This window comes from Actinosynnema sp. NPDC023587 (genome assembly GCF_040640215.1).
In the GTDB taxonomy this organism is placed as follows: Bacteria; Actinomycetota; Actinomycetes; order Mycobacteriales; family Pseudonocardiaceae; genus Actinosynnema.
The window spans coordinates 71541-91606 of sequence record NZ_JBFABG010000010.1; the positions used below are offsets into that span (position 1 = coordinate 71541).

Below are 20066 nucleotides of genomic sequence, written 5' to 3' on the forward strand. Positions count from 1 at the left end.
CGGACTGGTCGGCCTACCTCGCGACGGGGCAGTGCCCGCCGGACAGCCGGCTGCGGGGGTAGCCGCCCGGCCAGGGCGTGCCCGACGCCGCGCTACTCGCCGGGCTTCGGGTCGGACGTGGTCGTGATCGGGGGATCGCCGACCCACGCCCCGCCGCTCGTGGACGTGCCGGCGCGCCCGGCCGACCCCAGTTCGTCGACCGCCACCACTGCGACCGCACCGCCAAGTGCCGCCGCCACCGCCAACGCCATCGCGAAACGCCGTGGAACCCGCATACCGGTCCTCCTGTAGGCCACCGCCCGGAAAGACACCGCGAAGTGTCCTCTTCCGCCGGCACCCGGTCCACCGACCGACCAGGCGAACCGCTCCCGCTCGACTCGGGGCCGACCGGCTGAGCACCACCGGGCGGTCAGGTCTGGTCGAGGCCGGCGATGAGCAGGCGGACCCGCCGGACCTCGTCGGCGCGGTGCTGGGCCTGGTAGAGCCGGGCGGCGTCCTCCCACGCGCGCCGGGCCTCGGCCGGCCGGCCCAGGGCGCGGAACGGGTGGCCCAGGCGGTCGAGCGTGCCGGATTCGCTGAACACGTCGCCGTCCTCGCGGAACAGGTCCAGGGCGCGCCGGTAGTGCTCCACCGCGGCGGCGTGGTCGCCGGTGTGGTGGGCGATGTAGCCCAGGCTGTCCAGGGCGGCGGCGTCGACCTCGCGACCGGCGCGGTCCAGCGCCGCCGCGCAGTGGGCGCGGGCCCGGTCGTAGTCGCCCAGCCGGGCCAGGTACCACCCCACCGCGTTGAGCGCCAGCGCTTCCAGCGCCGGCAGGCCCAGTCCCCGGTACAGGTCCAGCGCCCGCCCGGCGTGGTCCAGCGCGCGCCGGTCGAGGCCCCGCCGCTCGGCGATCTGGGCCAGCGAGCGGTGGGTGTGGGCCTGGGCGAGCGCGTCGCCGGCGTCCTCGGCCAGCGCCAGCGCCTCCGACAGGTGCGCCACCGCCTCGTCGTGCAGGCCCACGTAGGTGACCGCCGCGCCGAGCAGGCGGTGGGCCAGGACGCGGACCGCCGGGTCGCCGGACCGGTCCGCCGCCGCCAACCCCTCCCGCCACACCGCGACGGCGTCGTGCAGGTGCCCCTGGCGGTAGAGGAACGTGTCCAGCGCCCAGGCGAGCTGCCAGACCCGGGCCGACGACGCGCTGCGGGCGACGGCCAGCAGGTTGCGGTGCTCGGCGGTGAACCAGTCGAGCGCCGCGCCGGTGTCGGCCGGGTCGCCGGGGCGGGAGCCCGGCTCGGGGTCGCCGAACGGGATCGGCGGGCGGTGCGGGTTCAGCAGCCGGTCGGCGGCGTGGGCGGTGTGCAGGTAGTGGTCCGTCACGCGGGCCAGGGCCGGGCCCAGGTCGGCGTCCGGGACGTCCTGGTCGGCCGCGTGCCGCTTGATCAGGTCGTGCAGGTGCCAGCGCGCCGGGCTGCGCTGCTGCACCAGGTGCAGGTTCTCCAGGGCGCGCAGGACCGACCGGGTGACCGCGTCGGGCAGGCCGGCCAGACCGGCCGCCGCGCGCAGGCCGATGTCCGGGCCGGGCGCGCGGCCCAGCAGCGCGAACACGCGCGCCTGCTCGGCGGTGAGCGCCTGGTGCGACCAGGACAGCACCGCGCGCAGGCCGGCGGCCGGGTTGTCGTCGTCCAGCACGTCCAGGCGCGCGTCGCGCAGCTCGGCGGCCAGCACCGCCAGCGGGAACCCCGGGTCGGCGCACGCCCGACCGGTCACCACGGCCAGCGCGAGCGGGTACCCGTGGCAGTGGGCCAGCAGCTCGGCCGCCGCGTCCGGCTCGGCGGCCACCCGCTCGACGCCCACCCGCCGCTCCAGCACCTGGCGCGCCTCGGCGTCGGTGAGCACGTCCACCCGCACCGGGTGCGCGCCGTGCCCGGTGGCCAGACCGGTGAGGCGGTGCCGGCTGGTCACCAGCACGGTGCACGTCGGGCTGCCCGGCAGCAGCGGCACCACCTGCTCGGCGTTGCGCGCGTTGTCCGCCACGACCAGCACCCGCCGGTCCGCCACCAGGCTCCGGTACAGGCCGGCCTGGGCATGCGGGTCCGGTGGCACGGACCGGGGGTCGACGCCGAGCGCGTCGAGGAACCCGCGCACCGCGACGGCCGGGTCCAGCGGGGTCGCGGCGGGGCTGAACCCCTGGAGGTCGACGAACAACTGCCCGTCCGGGAACCGGTCGGCGTGCCGGTGGGCCCAGTGCAGCGCCAGCCAGGTCTTGCCGATGCCGCCCGCCCCGGCCACGGCGGCGAGCACCATCGACCCGCCCGGCGCGACGCCGTCCAGGTGGGCGGTGAGCGCGGCGAGCTCGGCCTCCCGGCCGGTGAACCCGGGCGGTGTCGGGGGGAGCTGGCGCGGCACCGGCACGACGCCGCCGCTGTGGGGTGCGACGGTCAGCGTGCGGTCGTCGTCGATGATCCGCTGGTGCAGCCGCCGCAGCGCGACACCGGGGTCGGTGCCGATGTCGGTGGCGAGGCGGGTGCGCAGCCGGCGGTAGTGCTCCAGGGCTTCGCTCGGCCGGCCCGCGCGGCACAGCGCCAGCAGGTACTGCCCCGCGATCCGCTCGTCCAGCGGGTGCTCGGCGGCCCGCGCCGACAGCTCGGCGACCAGGTTCCCGCCCTGCCCCGCCCGCAGCCGGGCGTCGACCAGGTCGCACTCGGCGGTCAGCCGCTCGCCACCCGACCGGTCCCGCTCGGCGGCCACCCACTCGCCGCCCAGGCCCGCCAGCGCGTCCCCGCGCCACAGCCGCAGCGCCTCGGACAGCAGCACCTCGGCGTGCTCGTCGTCCGCCGTGCGCGCCCGCGCGCACAGGTAGCGGAACCGGTGCAGGTCCACGGCGTCCGGCTCGACGTCGAGCAGGTAGCCGCCGGCCCGCCGGGTGGGACCGGCCGGCCCCAGCAACGGGCGCAGGCGCGAGAGGTAGCTGTGCAGCGTGGCCCGTGCGCGCAACGGCGGATCGGGACCCCAGACCCGGGCGAGCACCCGTTCGACCGGCACCACGAAACCGGCGTCCACCGCCAACGCGGCCAGCACGCACCGCTGCCGCGCCGGTCCCAGGTCGACCGGTCGCCCGTCCACCCGCGCGGTCACCTCGCCGAGCAAGGTGAACACTGTCGTCATCGCCGTCCCCCCTGCGAACACGGCTGCCCCTCCAGGCTTACCGGGTCGGTCGGGGCGACGCGGAACGTTGACCGGGGTTCACTCGATCGGCGGCCTCATCCCCGGTCGGTGCGCACGCGGCGGCCGGGTCGGGGTCGGGCTCGGGTCCGCCGGTCACGAACCGGTGGCGCTCGGGAGCAGCGCGGGACAGCCCGAGGTGGCGTAGGAGGATTTGTACTCGAAGTGCCGGTACTCGGTGTCGTACCGGCGGCACCAGTCTGGGCTCGCCGCGTTGCGCTCGACCCAGCTCGCCGAGTCCTGCGGCTGGACGTCCACGGCCCGTCCCCCGACGTGCATCGACTTCTCCGGCCGGCGAACCCCGGACCTCCCGCCACCCCGGCCGCGACCGGCAACGCCCGGACGCCGTGTCACGCCAGCACCTCCACGACGTGCGCCGCGGCCTCCGCGAGGAGCGCTTCGTCGTACTCCGCGTCCGCCGTCGCCCTGCTGGACATGACCGCTAGGACGAGCGGGGCGGCATCCGGTGGCCACACGACGCCGATGTCGTTGGCCGTCGCGTAGTCGCCGGACCCCGTCTTGTCGGCCACCACCCACCCCCTCGGCACGCCGGCGCGAATCCGCCGCTCCCCGGTGGTGTTGCGCTCCAACAGGTCCCGCAGGACCGCGCGCTCGTCGGCCGGGAGCACGTCACCCAGCACGATCCGCCGGTAGTCGGTGCCGATCGCCCGGGGGGAGGTGGTGTCACGAGGATCACCCGGGGTGGCCTCCACCAGGTCGGGCTCCATCCGGTCCACGCGGGTCACCTCGTCGCCCAGGCCGCGCAGGAACGCGGTCAGCCCGCCCGGCCCGTCCACCTCGCGGAGCAGCAGGTTGCCCGCGGTGCCGTCGCTGTACCGGACGGCCGCGTCGCACAGGTCGCGGAGGGTCATCCCGGTGGCGACGTGCTCGCGGGTGATCCGCGAACTGGTCAACAGGTCCGCCTCGGTGTAGCGGACGACGGTGTCCAGGCGCGCCGGGGGAGTGCGCCGGAGTACAGCGGCAGTCGCCAGGCCCTTGAACGTCGAGCAGAACGCGAACCGCTCGTCGGCGCGGTGGGCGACGGACGCACCCGAGCCGGTGTCGACCGCGTACACGCCCAAGCGCGCGTCGTACTTCCGCTCCAACTCCTCCCAGCGACCGTCCGGCGGCGCGGGCGGGGGAGTGGTGGTCGGGGGAGTGGTCGTCGTCACCGGTGGTGCGGACGTGCCGGATGGCGGCGGCTCCGAGGTCGCGCACGCGGCCAGCGGGAGGAGCAGGGCCGAGCCGAGCAGCGTGCGGCGGGCGATCGGTGCGATGGTGTTCCCCCTGGTCGACGAGGTGGTAGGACGGTCGCCCCGTGGTCGTGCCGCAGGTCCGGTCCCGGCCGGTCTCGCGGCCCGACGTGCACGGCTGCGGATGTCCTGAAACCGCATCTCGTGCGGGTCCCGCAGAGCGGGGTTAGGTTACGGAACGTCGCCGCCCGGTGGGCACTCCGCAGGCGAAGGGGCTCCGAATGACGTCGCACCCCGACCAGGCCGCGCTCACCAGCGGTGCCGACTTCTGGCACACCACCGAGGCCGCCGGGACGCCGGCGATCACGCTGACGGACGGACCGCACGGCGTGCGCGTGGCCGCCACGCCCGGCGACCCGCTGACCGGTCGGCCCGCGACGTGCTTCCCGCCCGCCGTGACCACGGCCTCGACGTGGGACCCCGGGCTGGTGCGGCGGATGGGCGAGGCGCTGGGCGACGAGGCGCGGTCGATGGACGTCGCGGTGCTGCTCGGGCCGGGGGTCAACCTCAAGCGCAGTCCGCTGTGCGGGCGCAACTTCGAGTACTTCTCCGAAGACCCGCTGCTGACCGGCGTGCTGGCCGCCGAGTGGGTGCGCGGCGTCCAGAGCCGGGGGGTGGGCGCGTCGGTGAAGCACTTCGCGGCCAACAGCCAGGAGACCGACCGGATGACCGTCAGCGCCGACCTCGACGAGCGCACCTTGCGGGAGCTGTACCTGAGCGCGTTCCAGCGGGTGGTGCGGCAGGCGCGGCCGTGGACGGTGATGTGCTCCTACAACCAGGTCAACGGCGTGCACGCGAGCCAGAACCGCTTCCTGCTCACCGACGTGCTGCGCGGTGAGTGGGGGTTCGACGGCCTGGTCGTGTCGGACTGGGGCGCGGTGGTCGACCGGGTCGCGTCCGTCGCGGCGGGGCTGGACCTGGCCATGCCCGGACCGGACGAGGCCGGCGACCGGGCGCTGGTCGACGCGGTCGAGGCGGGCGACCTGGCCCCGGAGGCGCTCGCCGCGGCGGCGGACCGGGTGCGTGACCTGGTGCGCCGTGCCGCCGGGCGCGAAGCGGGGGAGTTCGACGCCGACGCGCACCACGCGCTGGCCCGGGAGATCGCCGCGCGCGGCATCGTGCTGCTGAAGAACGACGCCGTCGGGGTGCCGCCGGCTGCGGGTGGCGCGTCGGGCGGGTCGGGCGGCGTGTTGCCGTTGCCGGTGAGCGGTACGTCGGTGGCCGTGCTGGGCGAGTACGCGCGGACCCCGCGCTACCAGGGCGGCGGCAGTTCGACCATCACCCCGACGCGGCTGGACGACCCGCTGACCTGCATCGCCACCGCGACGTCGGCGTCGGTCCGGTTCGCGCCCGGCTACGACGCGGCCGAGCCCGACTCGGTGTTGATCGCCGAGGCCGTGGCGGCGGCCCGGGACAGCGAGGTCGCGCTGGTGTTCGTCGGCACCCCCGAGGAGACCGAGGGCCGGGACCGCACGACGCTCGACCTGCCCGCCGCCCACCTGGAGCTGGTCCGGCAGGTCGCGGCGGCCAACCCGCGCACGGTCGTCGTGCTGTGCAACGGCGGCGTGGTGCGCACCACGCCCTGGGACGCGGCGGTGCCCGGCGTGCTGGAGTGCTGGTTGCCCGGCCAGGCGGGCGGCAGCGCCGTGGCCGACGTGCTGTTCGGGCTGGTCAACCCGTCCGGCCGGCTCGCTGAAACGATTCCGCTGCACCTGGCCGACCACCCGTCCGCGCTGGACTTCCCGGGAGCGGACGGGCACCTGCGCTACGGCGAGGGCATCCACGTCGGCTACCGGGGGTTCGACGCGCGCGAGCTGGCGGTGGCCTACCCGTTCGGTTTCGGCCTGTCCTACACGACCTTCGAGTACGGCACCGCCACGGCGACCGCCGACGACACCGGAATCCGGGTCCGGGTCGCGGTGACCAACACCGGCGACCGGGACGGGCGCGAGGTCGTCCAGGCGTACGTGAGCCGGCCGGGCTCGCGCGTCCGGCGCGCGCCGCGCGAGCTGAAGGCGTTCGCCTCCGTGCCGGTCGAGGCCGGTCGGGCCGCCGAGGTGGTGCTGGACATCGCCCGCGACGACCTCGCGCACTGGGACGTGCGGCTGGGCCGCTGGGTGGTCGAGGGCGGCGAGCACCACGTGGCGGTCGGCGCGTCGTCCCGCGACCTGCGCACGACGGCGGTGGTCGAGGTGGCGGGTGACGACGTGCGCGTGCCGCTCACCGCCCGGTCGAGCCTGGCGGAGTGGTTCGCCGACCCGCGCGGCGCGCAGGTGCTCCGCGCGGCGCTGGCCGGGCCGGGCGCGGCACCGGTCGACCCGGCCCTGCTGACCCTCGCCGCCGCGATGCCGCTGGACCGGGTGGCGAAGCTCCTGCCCGGCGGTCCGCTCGACCCGGAGGCGGTCGCCGCGCTGGTGGCCGCCGCGAACCGCTGATCGCGCGGCCCGGCGACGGACCCGGACCGTCCACATCGGACGATCGGGTGGCGGTGCGCGCGGCGGGGTGGGCGCGGGGGTGTCGCGCGACCAGGTGACCTCCGGGCGGTCGTCGTGCCGACCGGGGTCGGGCTATCGCGCAGGTCACACCGGGGGCCCGGGGCGGCACCGTGATCGGGTCCTGGGCTTTTGGACGTTCTCCACAAATACAGAGCCGTGTCATGCTTTCTGTGCGCCATTCCCCTACCGGCCAGTAGAGGCGAGGCTGTACTGGCGCGCGGGGGTTGTTCGTAAGGGGCGCGCACAGTCGACAGGAGGGTTCTTTCGGTGTTCAGTCGTGTCGTCATCGTCAACCGTGGTGAGGCCGCGATGCGGCTCATCCACGCGGTCAGGGATTTGGCCGCGGAGACCGCCACAACGATCGAAACGGTAGCGCTGCACACCGACGTCGACCGCACGGCGACATTCGTGCGCGAAGCCGACATCGCCTACGACCTCGGTCCCGCCTCCGCACGTCCCTACCTGGACCTGAAGCTGCTGGAACGCGCCCTGGTCGAGACCGGCGCGGACGCCGCGTGGGTCGGCTGGGGCTTCGTCGCCGAGGACCCGGCATTCGCGGAGCTGTGCGAGAAGGTCGGCGTGACCTTCATCGGCCCCTCCCCGGACGCCATGCGCAAGCTCGGCGACAAGATCGGCGCGAAGCTGATCGCCGAAGAGGTCGGCGTCCCGGTCGCCCCGTGGAGCCGGGGCGCGGTCGAGTCCCTGGAGGCCGCCGTCGCGTCGGCCGCGGAGATCGGCTACCCGCTGATGCTCAAGGCCACGGCCGGCGGTGGTGGCCGCGGAATCCGCGTGATCACCGACGCGGCGGAATTGGCGGATGCCTACGAGCGCACGAGCCAGGAGGCCGCGCGGGCGTTCGGCAGCGGCGTGGTGTTCCTGGAGCGCCTGGTCACCGGTGCCCGGCACGTGGAGGTCCAGGTCATCGCCGACGGCCAGGGCACGGCGTGGGCGCTCGGCGTTCGCGACTGCTCGGTGCAGCGGCGCAACCAGAAGGTCATCGAGGAATCCGCCTCGCCGGTGCTCAGCCCGGAGCAGACGGCCGAGCTCAAGACGTCCGCCGAGCGGCTGGCCATCGCGGTCGACTACCGGGGCGCGGCGACCGTCGAGTTCCTGTACCACCCCGGCGACCGGCTGTTCGCGTTCCTGGAGGTCAACACCCGGCTCCAGGTCGAACACCCGATCACCGAGTCCACCACCGGATTCGACCTGGTCAAGGCCCAGTTGTGGGTCGCGTCCGGCGGTCGGCTGGAGGGGGAGCCGCCGGTCGAGCGCGGGCACGCCATCGAGGCCCGCCTCAACGCCGAGGACCCCGACCGCGACTTCGCGCCGTCCCCGGGCCGCATCGCCCGGCTGGACCTGCCCGCCGGACCGGGCATCCGGGTCGACACCGGGGTCAGCGAGGGCGACACCATCCCCGCCGACTTCGACTCGATGATCGCCAAGGTCATCGCGTACGGCCGCGACCGGGACGAGGCGCTCGGCCGGCTGCGCCGGGCCATGGCGCAGACCACCGTGGTCATCGAGGGCGGCGCGACCAACAAGAGCTTCGTGCTCGACCTGCTCGACCAGCCCGAGGTGATCGACGCCAGCGCCGACACCGGCTGGATCGACCGGGTCCGCGCCGAGGGCCGGCTGGTCTCGCACCGGCACTCCGCCGTCGCGCTGGTGGCCGCCGCCATCGAGGCGTACGAGGAGGAGGAGCGCGTCGAGCGGCAGCGGCTGCTGTCCACCGCGTTCGGCGGACGCCCCCAGGTGCGCCACGAGAGCGGCCGGCCGCTGGACCTCAAGCTGCGCGGCGTCGACTACCGGGTGCGCGTCGCCCGGGTCGGCGCGCACCGGTTCCGGGTCGGCGTCGAAGCCGGTGACGACCTCCGCGTCGTCGACGTCGAGCTGGACCGCTTCGACCGGCACACCGGCCGGATCGTGGTCGACGGCACCCGCTACCGCCTGCTCACCGACACGTTCGGGTCGGTGCACCTGATCGAGGTCGACGGCGTCACCCACCGGGTCAGCCGCGACGAGGGCGGCGTGGTCCGCTCGCCCGCGCCCGCGCTGGTCGTCGCCACGCCGTTGGCCGTCGGCGCGGAGGTCGAGGCCGGCGCGCCGGTCCTCGTGCTGGAGAGCATGAAGATGGAGACCGTGCTCCGCGCGCCGTTCAAGGCCCGCCTGAAGGAGTGCGTCGTCTCGGTCGGCAGCCAGGTGGAGACCGGCGCGCCGCTGCTGCGGCTGGAACCGGTCGTCGACGCCGAGGCCGAGGAGACCGCGACCGGGGCGTCGGCCGCACTCGACCTGCCCGCCGCGCCCGCGCGGCTCCCGGCGCTGGAGCGCGCCACGCGCTGCCGCGAGGACCTGCGCAGCCTGCTGCTCGGCTTCGACGTCGACCCGCACGACGACGGCCGGGTGCTGGAGGACTACCTCGCCGCGCGCCGCGCCGTCGACGACGACGGCCACCGGCCGCCCGCCGAGGAGCTCGAACTCGTCGCCGTGTTCGCCGACCTCGCCGAGCTCAGCCGCAACCGGCCGGCCGGGGAGGAGGGCGGCGGGCACGTGCACAGCGCCCGCGAGTACTTCCACACCTACCTCCAGAGCCTCGACGTCGAGCGCGCCGGCCTGCCCGAGTCGTTCCAGGCCAAGCTCGCCAAGGCGCTGGGCCACTACGGCGTCACCGACCTGGAGCGCACGCCGGAGCTCGAAGCCGCGGTGTTCCGGATCTTCCTGGCCCAGCAGCGCGCCGCCACCGACGCGACGGTGGTCACCTCGCTGCTGCGCGCGTGGCTGCGGGAACTGCCGCCGGACGAGGCGCTGCGGGAGACCGCCGGCCTCGCGCTGGAACGCCTGGTCGCCGCGACCCAGGTCCGCTTCCCGGTGGTCGCCGACCTGGCCCGCGGCGTGGTGTTCGCCTGGTTCGCCCGGCCGCTGCTGCGCCGCAACCGCGCCCGCGTCTACGCCGACGTCCGCAAGCACCTGCGCCACCTCGACGCGAACCCGGACGCGCCGGACCGCGCCGAGCGGATCGCCGGGATGGTGCGCAGCACCGAACCGCTGGTGCGGCTGCTCGGCCAGCGCCTGGTCCGCGCCGACCTCGACAACGAGATCATGCTGGAGGTGCTGACCCGCCGGTACTACGGCAACAAGGGCCTCACCCGGGTCCGCACCAACGAGGTCGCGGGCTGCACGTTCGTCGTCGCCGAGCGCGCCGACTCGTGCGTGGCCTCCACCGCGGTCGGCTTCGACGCGCTGGGCAGCGCGCTGCGCGGGCTTGCCGAGCTGGCAGACGGGGAGGACTCCCTCGACGCCGACATCTACCTGGCCTGGGAGAACCAGCCCCAGGACTCCGAGGCCATGGCGGCGGCGCTGGCGGAGGTCATGGGCGGGTACGCGCTGCCCGAGCAGGTCCGCCGGGTCACCGCCACCGTCGCGGGCAGCGGCGGCGCGGTGATGCACCACCACTTCACCTTCCGCCCGTCCACCGCCGGGATGGCCGAGGAGCGGCTGATCCGCGGCCTGCACCCGTACATCGCGCAGCGGATGCAGTTGGAGCGGCTGCGGAAGTTCGACCTCACCCGGGTCCCGTCCTCGGACGAGGAGGTCTACCTGTTCCGGTGCGTGGCGCGGGAGAACCCCTCCGACGACCGGCTCGTCGCGTTCGCCCAGGTCCGGGACCTGACCGAGCTGCGCGAGCAGGACGGCCGGCTGGTCGCGCTGCCCACCGCCGAGGACACCGTGGCCCTGTGCCTGGACTCGATCCGCCGGGCGCGGGCGCAGCAGCCGTCGAACAAGCGCCTCGGCACCAACCGGATCGTGGTCTACGTCTGGCCGGCGAGCGACATCACCCGCACCGAGCTCCAGTTGATCGCCGGTCGCGTCCTGCCGACGACGGCGGGCGCGGGCCTGGAGGAGATCCTCTTCATCGCGCGGCAGCGCAGCCCCAAGACCGGCGAGCTGGTCAAGATCGCGGTGCGGGTCTCGTTCGACGCGGCCGGCGGCAGCTCGCTGTCCGTGGGCGAGCCGTCCTCCGAGCCGCTGGAACCGCTGGACGCCTACCGCCAGAAAGTGCTGCGGGCCAGCAGCCGCAACACGGTGTACCCGTACGAGCTGACCGGCCTGCTCGGCGACTTCGCCGAGCACGACCTGGACGAGAACCACGCGCTGGTGCCGGTCGACCGGCCGAAGGGCCGCAACTCGGCGGCGATCGTCGCGGGCGTGGTCACCACGCCGACCCGGCGGCACCCGCAGGGCGTCACCCGGGTCGTGCTGCTGGGCGACCCGACCAAGTCGCTCGGCGCGCTGTCCGAGCCGGAGTGCCGCCGGGTGATCGCCGCGCTGGACCTCGCGGAGCAGATGCGGGTGCCGCTGGAGTGGTACGCGCTGTCCGCCGGAGCCCGAATCTCCATGGAGTCCGGCACCGAGAACATGGACTGGGTGGCCGCCGCGCTCAAGCGGATCGTCGAGTTCACCCAGGACGGCGGCGAGATCAACATCGTGGTCGCGGGCATCAACGTCGGCGCGCAGCCGTACTGGAACGCCGAGGCGACGATGCTCATGCACACCAGGGGCATCTTGGTGATGACGCCCGATTCGGCCATGGTGCTGACCGGGAAGCAGGCGCTTGACTTCTCCGGTGGCGTGTCGGCCGAGGACAACTTCGGCATCGGCGGCTACGACCGGGTGATGGGGCCGAACGGCCAGGCGCAGTACTGGGCACCGGACCTGACGGCCGCGCGCGGCGTGCTGATGTCGTACTACGACCACACCTACGTCGCGCCGGGCGAGGACGGGCCGCGCCGCGCCCGGACGACCGACCCGGTCGACCGGGACGTCTCCGACTTCCCGCACTCCCTGCCGGACAGCGACTTCACCACCGTCGGCCAGATCTTCTCCGCCGAGGCGAACCCGGACCGCAAGAAGCCGTTCGACATCCGGACCGTGATGCGGGCGCTGTCCGACCAGGACCACCCGGTGCTGGAGCGCTGGGCGGGCATGGCCGACGCGGACACCGCCGCCGTGCAGGACGTGCACCTCGGCGGCATCCCGGTGTGCCTGCTGGGCATCGAGTCGCGGTCGGTGCCCCGGCGCGGCTTCCCGCCCACCGACGGGCCGGACACCTACACGGCGGGCACGCTGTTCCCGCGCTCGTCGAAGAAGGCCGCGCGGGCGATCAACGCGGCCAGCGGCAACCGGCCGCTGGTGGTGCTGGCGAACCTGTCCGGGTTCGACGGCTCGCCGGAGTCGATGCGCAAACTCCAGTTGGAGTACGGCGCGGAGATCGGCCGGGCGATCGTGAACTTCCGGGGACCGATCGTGTTCTGCGTGATCTCGCGCTACCACGGCGGTGCGTTCGTGGTGTTCTCGAAGGCGTTGAACCCGAACATGACGGTGCTGGCGCTGGAGGGGTCCTACGCCTCCGTGCTGGGAGGCGCGCCCGCTGCGGCGGCGGTGTTCTCCGGGGACGTCAACGCCCGCACGGCGGCCGACCAACGCGTGCTGGACCTGGAAGCCCGCGTCGTGGCGGCCTCCGGTGCTGATCGCGCCGCGTTGACCGCCGAGCTGGACGAGCTGCGGTCCTCGGTCCGCGCGGAGAAGCTCGGTGAAGTGGCCGCTGAGTTCGACCGGGTGCACAACATCCGGCGTGCGGTGGAGGTCGGGTCCGTGGACGCGGTCATCCGGGCCGCCGAGCTCCGGCCCCGGATCATCGAGGCTGTCGAGGCGCGTTTGGGCTGAGTGGCCGGTCGGCCGGTCGGCTGGTTGGTTGGCTGGTCGGCTGGGGTGGGGGTTCCGTTCATCGCGTGTTGCGGTGGGCGGGGCCCTCACCGGCTTTGAGCTGGGAGGAGTGAGAACGCGCCACGGTACGTGCCGGCCGTAGCCGGTCACGCCCGTGGAACGTTGGGGGTCGGCACGGCGGTCGCCTCTCGGCGGTGTGCGCGACGCGGCTCCAGCCGAACGGTATTCCGCGAAGGCATTTCAGGTGAGGCCCGGGGACACGGACCGCACCGACCGATCCGTACAACGAAGACCACCCCCGGCTTGTTCCCGAGCGTTGTGTGTGGCCTGGGTCACAGTGAAGTGCCGAAGAGCGCGGCCTCGTCCCCCGGGCGGCCCGATGGTTTAACACCGGGCCGCCGGTATCAAGGGCGCTTCGCGTCGCTGCGCGATGGCCTTCGGCCACCCTTGACACCGACGACCCGGTGTTAACTGCGGCCTGGGCGGGGGCGGGAGGGGAAAAGCCCGCGAAGCGGGGTGCGGGGGTGCGGGCGTAAGGGGGCTATTGGGTGGTCAGGGGGCAGTTGTTCGGGTGTCGGCGCTGTTGTTCGGTGTAGAGCATTCCGATCATCAGGTCGCAGGCCGGAACTCCCGGTGCGCCTTCGACGTCGTGGATGTCCTCTATTTTGAGGATGGCCAGGTTGCGGTTGTTGGCGATCCTGCTCTGCTTGAAGTCGATCAGGCCCGTGGTGCCCTGGAACGGCATCTCGCGGAGCCGTTGGGCCACTGCGGCGCGGTGGGGTGTGGGTCCGCCTTCCGGGCGCAGTTCTCGGACTGCGGCGTCGAAGAGGCTCGCCGTGTCGTAGAGGCCGCCGACCCGTTCGCCCGGCCAGGGGGCTACCGGCTTCTCGTTCTCGGACAGCTTTTCGGCCAGTTGGCCGCGCAGCCCTTCGTAGCCCGCGCAGAACTTGTCGAGGATCGCCGCCGCGTCGACCAACGCCCGGTCCTCGCCCTCGACGCAGGGGCGGCCGGCCAGCACGACGAGGCTGCCCATCCCGACGTAGGACAGGGACACGCCGTTGAAGTCGTCGCTCGCCCGGCCGGGCGTGTGGGCGACGAACCTCGACACGGCGTCGTTCGCCACGATGCGCGGGAGTTTGGCCAGGTCCGCGCAGTTGTTCCGGATGGCGCGCAGGAAGTCGCCGAACTCGTCCTCACGGCCGGTGTAGAAGGCGATGTCGTCGCTCCGGTCGCTCCCGGCCCGGAGGCACTCCTCCGACAGCGCCTTGGCCGACTCCCGCCAGTTGGACACCTCGATCCGGTCCTCCGGCAGGATCGACCGCAGCTCTGCCACCAGGGAGTCGACGTAGGCGTCGGGGCGGCCGTCGCCCCCGTGGTAGATGGTGAGCTTCTTGATCGACAACCGGTTGGCGTAGTCGCGCACCAGTTCGGCCTGCTTGGTGTTGTCCGGCACCAACTGGAAGTACACCGGCGACTTCGCGTCCAGCCCGACCTTCGTCAAGGTGGTGCCGACGGCGGTGATGCCGTGGTCGCCCAGTTCGGCTATCGCCTCCTCGGTCTGCCGCACGCTGCGCTCGAAGCCGACCACGCCCAGGATGCGGGGATCGGCCTCGACCAGCGGGACCAGCAGGTCCCGCGCGACGGTGTCGGCGGCCTGCATCTTGCTGCCACCGTTGGCCACGACGATGCGCAGCAGCGGTCCGTTCATGACCTCGGAGGTGTTCAACTGGCGCTGGCGGATGTACAGGCCCTCCAGTTCCTCGGCCACCGCGTGCTCGGCGGCCGGGATGCTCTTGTTGAAGGTCAACCCGGCGAAGTAGACCAGGCTGAAGTAGGGCCGGTTGGGTGACTGCTCGTGCAGCAGCGCCGCCTGGGCGTTCTGCGCGAAGACGTGCTCCTGCGCCAGACGCAGCCGTTCGTTGCCGCCGAAGACCTGGCCGGGGTTGTCGCTGTACCCGACGCACTGGTCCTGGCCGTCGACGTCGACCACCCTGGTGGCGATGCCGTTCGACGCCGCGCCGAAGAACGCGCAGTCGGCCAGCCAGTGCGTCCGCACCGACAGCGCCGGCAGCGCCAGGGCCGCCAGCAGGACGACCGCCGCCATCAGCTCGGCGACGCCGCGCCGCGCCGGCCACGGCTCGCGGCGCGGGTTCTCCCGCTCGTCCAGCTCCCACGCGTGCCGGTCGCGGGTCGGCAGGGTCGAGCCGGCCGGTGCGGAGGCGGGCAGGCTGACGAACAGGTAGCGGGCGTCCTCGGCGAGCAGTTGCCGACGGCGTGGCAGCCGGCCCTTCCACGTGCTGAACGCCTCTTCGGCCACGTTCGGCGTCATCGGCGTGGTGGGGTGGGCCAGTTCGGCGGGCAGTTCGCCGCCGGCGGTGACGAACAGCAGCGGGTCGAGTTCGCCGGTCTCGTTGCGGACCTCGTTCACCAACCGCAGCAGTTCCCACCCGGCCGGGTCGACGTCGTCGAGCAGCACCGGCACGTAGGTGGTCCGCCGCAGTGCCCGCCTGCGCGGGACGAACCCGGCCCACGTGCGGCGGTAGGCGGTGCGCAGGTCCTCCAGGAAGGCGTGCACCAGCAGTTTGCGGAACTGGTCCGGGTTCTCCGAGTCCCGGCGGTCCTTGGTGAGCCGCTCGGCGAAGGAGAAGAAGTCGGACGAGTGGCGGGGGACCATGTACGGCTGGCGCATGAACCACCGCCGTTCCCGCCCGAGCCCCGGAACGCGGTCCCGGCCCCAGTAGAGGCCGACCAGCCGACCGGCGAACTTGGTCAGCGCCATCAGCAACTGGGCGCGGTCGCCCGCCTTGTCGGCCAGGTCGTCCACCGCGCCGAACATGCGGTGCCGACCCCACGAGCGCAGGACGCCTTCGACGGGCCGTTCGAACTTGACCTGCTTCGGCGCGACTTCGGCACCGGTCAGGTGGTGCGCCAGTTCGTAGTGGTCGAAGTGCTTGAAGGAGTTCCGGCCGAACTGCCCGCCGCGCAACTTCTGGTGGAGCGCGTGCAACAGCGGCAGCACGGCGTCCGGGTGCTTCAGCGCGTCCGCCGGGGTGACCAGCACGTGCGGCACCTTGGGCACCTTGGCGTCCAGCGACCGGTCCAGGGTGGGCAGGAAGCCGTTGGCACCCGGCTCGCGGATCAGGCACACCAGGGGGAGCGGCAGGTCGCCGCGCCGGTCCAGGTCCCCGTCCCGCTCGTACAGCCGAGGGCGGTGGATGAGCATTCGGACCAGCGTGAGCAGGGCGTCGACACCGAGGAACACCGGATTGGGCAAGGTCCCCCCTCAACAACGACTACGTGGGCGGCTCGTGCAACGTCGTGCGGGCAGCCGACCTGGTGCTGTTGTCGCGGGAAGAGCGGAACCGTTGCACACCGCAGTTCTGCGTGAACGCGTTGTCGGCGACCGAGTGCGAATCTACCGCCGACCGGGGAATCGCCGACCGTGTTTCGAGGGGTGTTGCGACATCCGGGTGGCGGGTCGGCACGCGGGGTCACGGCGGGGGAGCCGGTCGGGCGACGGACGCCGAAAGTCGTTCCGGACAGCGTCGGTCGGGTGATGACCGGGACGGCCCCTCCCCGCCAGACTCGACCGCCACCGACTGTCTTCGGGGAGGACGGCGAGGATGCGGGTCATGCGGGTCATGAGGGGAATCGTCCTGGTCGCGGTAATCGCACTGGGCGTGGGGGGAACGGGCGCGACGGCGGTCGCCGCGCCCGGCGGCGGTGTCGACCGGGCCGAGGTGCAGCGGATACTCGACGGCTTGACCGGTACGACGGCGCAGGGCGCGCAGGTCCGGATCGTCGACAACGGGCGGGAGTGGCAGGCCCGCAGCGGGACGGCGCGCGCCGGCAGCCCGGCACCGGTGCCGCGCGACGGCGTGTTCCGGATGGGCAGCGTGACCAAGACGTTCGTGGCGACGGTGGTGTTGCAGTTGGTCGGCGAAGGCCGGGTGGCGCTGGACGCGCCGGTGTCCCGCCACCTGCCGGGTGTGCTGCCCGACGGCGACCGGATCACCGTGCGCGACCTGCTGCAACACACCAGCGGGCTCTACAACTACACGTTCGACGTCTACACCTCGGACGAGGACTTAATCCAGAAGCGGTTCAAGCACTGGGAGCCGGCGGAGCTGGTCGCGCTGTCCACCCGGCACCCGCTGGTGTTCGAGCCCGGGACGCGGTGGGAGTACTCGAACACCAACTTCGTCGTCGCGGGCATGGTGATCCGGAGCGTCACCGGCCGGTCGTGGCGGGACGAGGTGACGCGGCGCGTGCTGCGCCCGGCGGGCCTGGCGGACACCGACGCGCCGGGGGACCGGGCCGCGCTGCCCGAACCGCACGCGCACGCCTACGAGGACCTCTTCGGCACCGCGTACGAGATCACCCGGATCAACCCCTCCGTCGCGGACGCGGCCGGTGCGATGACCACCACGACCGGTGATCTCGACCGGTTCGCGCGCAAGCTGTTCAGCGGGCACCTGCTCAAGCCCGCCCAGCGCGCGGAACTGACCCGGACCACGGAGGTGAGCGGCTTCTACGGCCTCGGCGCGGTCGTGCTCACGCTCGGCTGCGGCAAGAAGATCCTGGGGCACAACGGCTCCATCTTCGGTTGGTACACCGACATGTGGGTCAGCGAGGACGCAGCCAAGCGGCTCACCCTGTCCGTGAACATGGCACGCGGTGGCACGCCGGTGACGACACCCTTGTTCGACGCGGTGTTCTGCTGACCGCCGGTCCCAGGGGGAGTGCTCGGTGGGCTGTGGGATGCATGGGGTCGGGAACGCCCGTGTGCGGCCGGCATTACCGGTGGGGTGAAAACCCTTAAGGGATACGGTTTCCTTCCTGCCCCCGTGGGGGTAGTCGGAACTGCCGCGTCGGGGCGACGACGGACTGCCCCGATCTCCGTAGGTTCGTCGTCATGAAACGGACTTCTGTGCTTGTCGCGGCGCTGTGCGTTGCCCTGGGTGCCTCGGTCGGAATGGCCGGTGCCGTGCCGGAGGCGTCATCGGCGCTGTCCCGCCAGTTGCAGCGGGACGCGGACGTGGTGGTGCGGTACGGCGCGCCCGGTGTGCTGGTCGAGGCGGACACCGGGCGCGGCGAGGTGAAGGTGCGCAGCGGGTACGGGGACAAGCGGGCCAGGACGCCGGTTCCGTGGGACGCGAAATTCCGGATCGGCAGCACCACCAAGATGTACGTCGCGACCGCCGTGCTGAAGCTGGTGGGCGAAGGGCGGCTGTCGTTGGAGGACACCGTCGAACGGTGGCTGCCGGGCGTGGTGTCAGGCAACGGCAACGACGGTCGCAAGATCACCGTCAGACAGTTGTTGCAGCACACCAGCGGGCTTTACGATTACACCAGGGACCTGCCGCAGTCGCTGGAAGGGTTCCTGCGCACCAGGTTCGACACCGTCACCGACACCGAGGCGACGCGGATGGCCCTGTCGCACGCGCCCGACTTCGCGCCCGGCACGGCGTGGAGCTACTCCAACACCGGGTACCTGCTGGTCGGGATGATCATCGAGGAGGTGGCCGGCCGGTCGTGGCGGGACGAGGTGACCGCGCGGATCATCCGCCCGCTGGGACTGCACGACACCTCCGCGCCGCACACGTCGCCGTTCATCCCCCGCCCGCACGCCGTGGGCTACCAGCGCTTCCCCGTGCCGGGCGGCCCTGGGCCGAGTCCGGAGGTGGACGCCACCTGGATGAACCCGTCGCCGGCGGGCGCGGCGGGCGCGATGATCGGCACCACCGGGGACGGCACCAGGTTCCTCAAGGCGTTGTTCGGCGGCGAGGTGTTGCGGCCGGCGGAACTGGCGGAGATGAAGAAGACCGTGCCGGCACCGAGCTTCGAGTCCGTGTGGCCCGGTGCCCGGTACGGCCTCGGCCTCATCTGGCGGCCCAACCCGTGCGGCGGGGTGTGGTCGCACGGCGGTGACATCTCCGGTTTCATGACCCGCAACGGGGTGTCCGAGGACGGCGAGCGCGGTGTCGTGGTCTCGATCAACACCGACTCCCCGGTCCCGGCCGACGGCACGCCCGCGCCCGCGCACGACCTCGCGACCGACCTGGTCGACCACGCCCTGTGCGGGGTGGAATGAGGGTCGCGGCGCGGGTCCGGTACCCCCGTGGGGGTACGCGGGATTGCCGTGCGGGGATGACGACCGGGAGCGTCCTGGTCCGTAGGTTCGGTGGCATGAAACGAACTCCGTTACTGGTAGCCGCCCTGTGCGCGGCCGTCGGGCTCTCCACCGGCGCGGCGGGCGCGGCACCGGCCGGCACGTCCTCCCCGGTCGACCTGGTGCGGCGGGACGCCGACGCGATCGTGGCGGACGGCGCACCGGGCGTGGTGGCGCGGGTCGACACCGCGCGCGGCGGTGTCGAGGTGCGCAGCGGGCTCGGCGACCTGGCCGCCCGGACCCCCGTCCCGCGCGACGCGCACTTCCGGTTCGGCAGCTTCACCAAGACGTTCGTGGCCACCACGGTCCTGCACCTGGTGGGCGAGGGCCGACTGTCCCTTGAGGACACCGTGGACCGGTGGCTGCCGGGTGTGGTGACGGGCAACGGCCACGACGGTCGCGGGATCACCGTGCGGCAGTTGCTCCAGCACACCAGCGGCCTGCCCGACTTCGTCGTGAAGCTGCCGAGGCTGTTCAAGGAGGACGACTTCCTGCGCACCCGGTTCGACACGATGACCGCTGCGGAGGGGGTGCGGCTCGGGCTGTCCCGGCCGCCGGACTTCGAACCCGGCCGGGGCTGGTCGTACTCCAACACCAACTACCTGCTGGCCGGCATGGTGATCGAGGCGGTCACCGGCCGCACCTGGCAGCAGGAGGTGACCGCGCGGGTCCTGCGCCCGCTGGGGCTGCGCGACACGTCCGCGCCGCACACGTCGCCCTTCCTCCCGCACCCGCACGCCAAGGGGTACGACATGTTCGCCGAGAAGGGCATCGACATGGACCCGGAGGACCCGCGCTGGGGTGGGCGGGTGGACGTGACCCTGCTGAACCCGTCGATCGCGGGCGCGGCGGGCGCGATGACCGGCACCGCGGCGGACGGCACCAGGTTCCTCAGGGCGCTGCTCGGCGGGGAGGTGCTGGAGCCGGCGCAACTGGCCGAGCTCAAGCGCACGGTGCCCACCCCGGAGGCCGGTGAGGGCACCCGGTACGGCCTGGGCGTCGAGTGGCGGCCCACCCCGTGCGGCGGGGCCTGGAGCCACGGCGGCACGGCGCACGGCTACCTCACGCTGAACGGCACCACCGAGAACGGCGAGCGCGCCGTGGTGGTGTCGGTGAACAGCCGCACGCCGTGGCACCCCGACGGCCCGCCGAAGGCGGTGCCGAACACGATCATCGACCACGCCCTCTGCGGCGGGCGCTGACGATCGGCTGACCGGGGCGGC

Annotated in this window: 10 protein-coding genes; 5 read left to right on the top strand and 5 right to left on the bottom strand. The window is 73.3% G+C overall.

Annotation, left to right across the window (positions count from 1 at the left end):
- Positions 1-92: 92 nt before the first annotated feature.
- From AB0G01_RS24625 to bla, 4 genes are all read right to left on the bottom strand, one after another.
- Positions 93-275 carry a hypothetical protein gene (locus AB0G01_RS24625; protein ID WP_360949322.1) on the bottom strand — a complete coding sequence of 61 codons (183 nt, stop codon included), beginning with the start codon at positions 273-275 and terminating at the stop codon, positions 93-95.
- A 134-nt stretch (positions 276-409) separates the two neighbouring features.
- Positions 410-3145, bottom strand: a complete 2736-nt coding sequence (locus AB0G01_RS24630; protein ID WP_360949324.1) for a BTAD domain-containing putative transcriptional regulator — start codon at positions 3143-3145, stop codon at positions 410-412.
- 153 nt (positions 3146-3298) lie between these two features.
- Positions 3299-3481, bottom strand: a complete 183-nt coding sequence (locus AB0G01_RS24635) for a hypothetical protein (RefSeq protein ID WP_360949326.1) — start codon at positions 3479-3481, stop codon at positions 3299-3301.
- 71 nt (positions 3482-3552) lie between these two features.
- The gene (gene bla / locus AB0G01_RS24640; protein ID WP_360949728.1) at positions 3553-4479 is read right to left on the bottom strand and encodes a class A beta-lactamase; all 927 of its coding nucleotides are present in this window, start codon (positions 4477-4479) and stop codon (positions 3553-3555) included.
- 197 nt (positions 4480-4676) lie between these two features.
- On the opposite strand from bla, the gene AB0G01_RS24645 reads away from it, so the two are divergent.
- Both AB0G01_RS24645 and AB0G01_RS24650 read left to right on the top strand, forming a co-directional pair.
- Positions 4677-6890, top strand: a complete 2214-nt coding sequence (locus tag AB0G01_RS24645) for a glycoside hydrolase family 3 C-terminal domain-containing protein (RefSeq protein WP_360949328.1) — start codon at positions 4677-4679, stop codon at positions 6888-6890.
- Positions 6891-7217: 327 nt separating this feature from the next.
- Positions 7218-12671, top strand: a complete 5454-nt coding sequence (locus tag AB0G01_RS24650; RefSeq protein WP_360949330.1) for a carboxyl transferase domain-containing protein — start codon at positions 7218-7220, stop codon at positions 12669-12671.
- Between the two features lie 541 nt (positions 12672-13212).
- Here the strand turns inward: AB0G01_RS24650 and AB0G01_RS24655 are convergent.
- Complete coding sequence (locus AB0G01_RS24655; RefSeq protein ID WP_360949332.1) at positions 13213-15945, bottom strand: ABC transporter substrate-binding protein; 2733 nt, start codon at positions 15943-15945, stop codon at positions 13213-13215.
- Between the two features lie 358 nt (positions 15946-16303).
- On the opposite strand from AB0G01_RS24655, the gene AB0G01_RS24660 reads away from it, so the two are divergent.
- The 3 genes from AB0G01_RS24660 (at position 16304) to AB0G01_RS24670 (ending at position 20045) form a co-directional block, all read left to right on the top strand.
- Entirely contained in the window at positions 16304-17395 is a 1092-nt protein-coding gene (locus AB0G01_RS24660; protein WP_360949334.1) for a serine hydrolase domain-containing protein, read from the top strand.
- Between the two features lie 191 nt (positions 17396-17586).
- Positions 17587-18765 (top strand): serine hydrolase domain-containing protein, encoded by a 1179-nt coding sequence (locus AB0G01_RS24665; protein WP_360949336.1) that lies wholly within the window; start codon positions 17587-17589, stop codon positions 18763-18765.
- 95 nt (positions 18766-18860) lie between these two features.
- On the top strand, positions 18861-20045 hold the full coding sequence (locus AB0G01_RS24670) for a serine hydrolase domain-containing protein (RefSeq protein WP_360949338.1): 1185 nt from the start codon (positions 18861-18863) through the stop codon (positions 20043-20045).
- The last annotated feature ends 21 nt before the right edge of the window (positions 20046-20066 follow it).

What these genes read in the sequence shown, in the direction of transcription:
- AB0G01_RS24625 (WP_360949322.1), bottom strand. Translation starts at nt 275, where the DNA reads ATGCGGGTTCCACGGCGTTTCGCGATGGCGTTGGCGGTGGCGGCGGCA.
- AB0G01_RS24630 (WP_360949324.1), bottom strand. Translation starts at nt 3,145, where the DNA reads ATGACGACAGTGTTCACCTTGCTCGGCGAGGTGACCGCGCGGGTGGAC.
- AB0G01_RS24635 (WP_360949326.1), bottom strand. Translation starts at nt 3,481, where the DNA reads ATGCACGTCGGGGGACGGGCCGTGGACGTCCAGCCGCAGGACTCGGCG.
- AB0G01_RS24645 (WP_360949328.1), top strand. Translation starts at nt 4,677, where the DNA reads ATGACGTCGCACCCCGACCAGGCCGCGCTCACCAGCGGTGCCGACTTC.
- AB0G01_RS24660 (WP_360949334.1), top strand. Translation starts at nt 16,304, where the DNA reads ATGCGGGTCATGAGGGGAATCGTCCTGGTCGCGGTAATCGCACTGGGC.
- AB0G01_RS24665 (WP_360949336.1), top strand. Translation starts at nt 17,587, where the DNA reads ATGAAACGGACTTCTGTGCTTGTCGCGGCGCTGTGCGTTGCCCTGGGT.
- AB0G01_RS24670 (WP_360949338.1), top strand. Translation starts at nt 18,861, where the DNA reads ATGAAACGAACTCCGTTACTGGTAGCCGCCCTGTGCGCGGCCGTCGGG.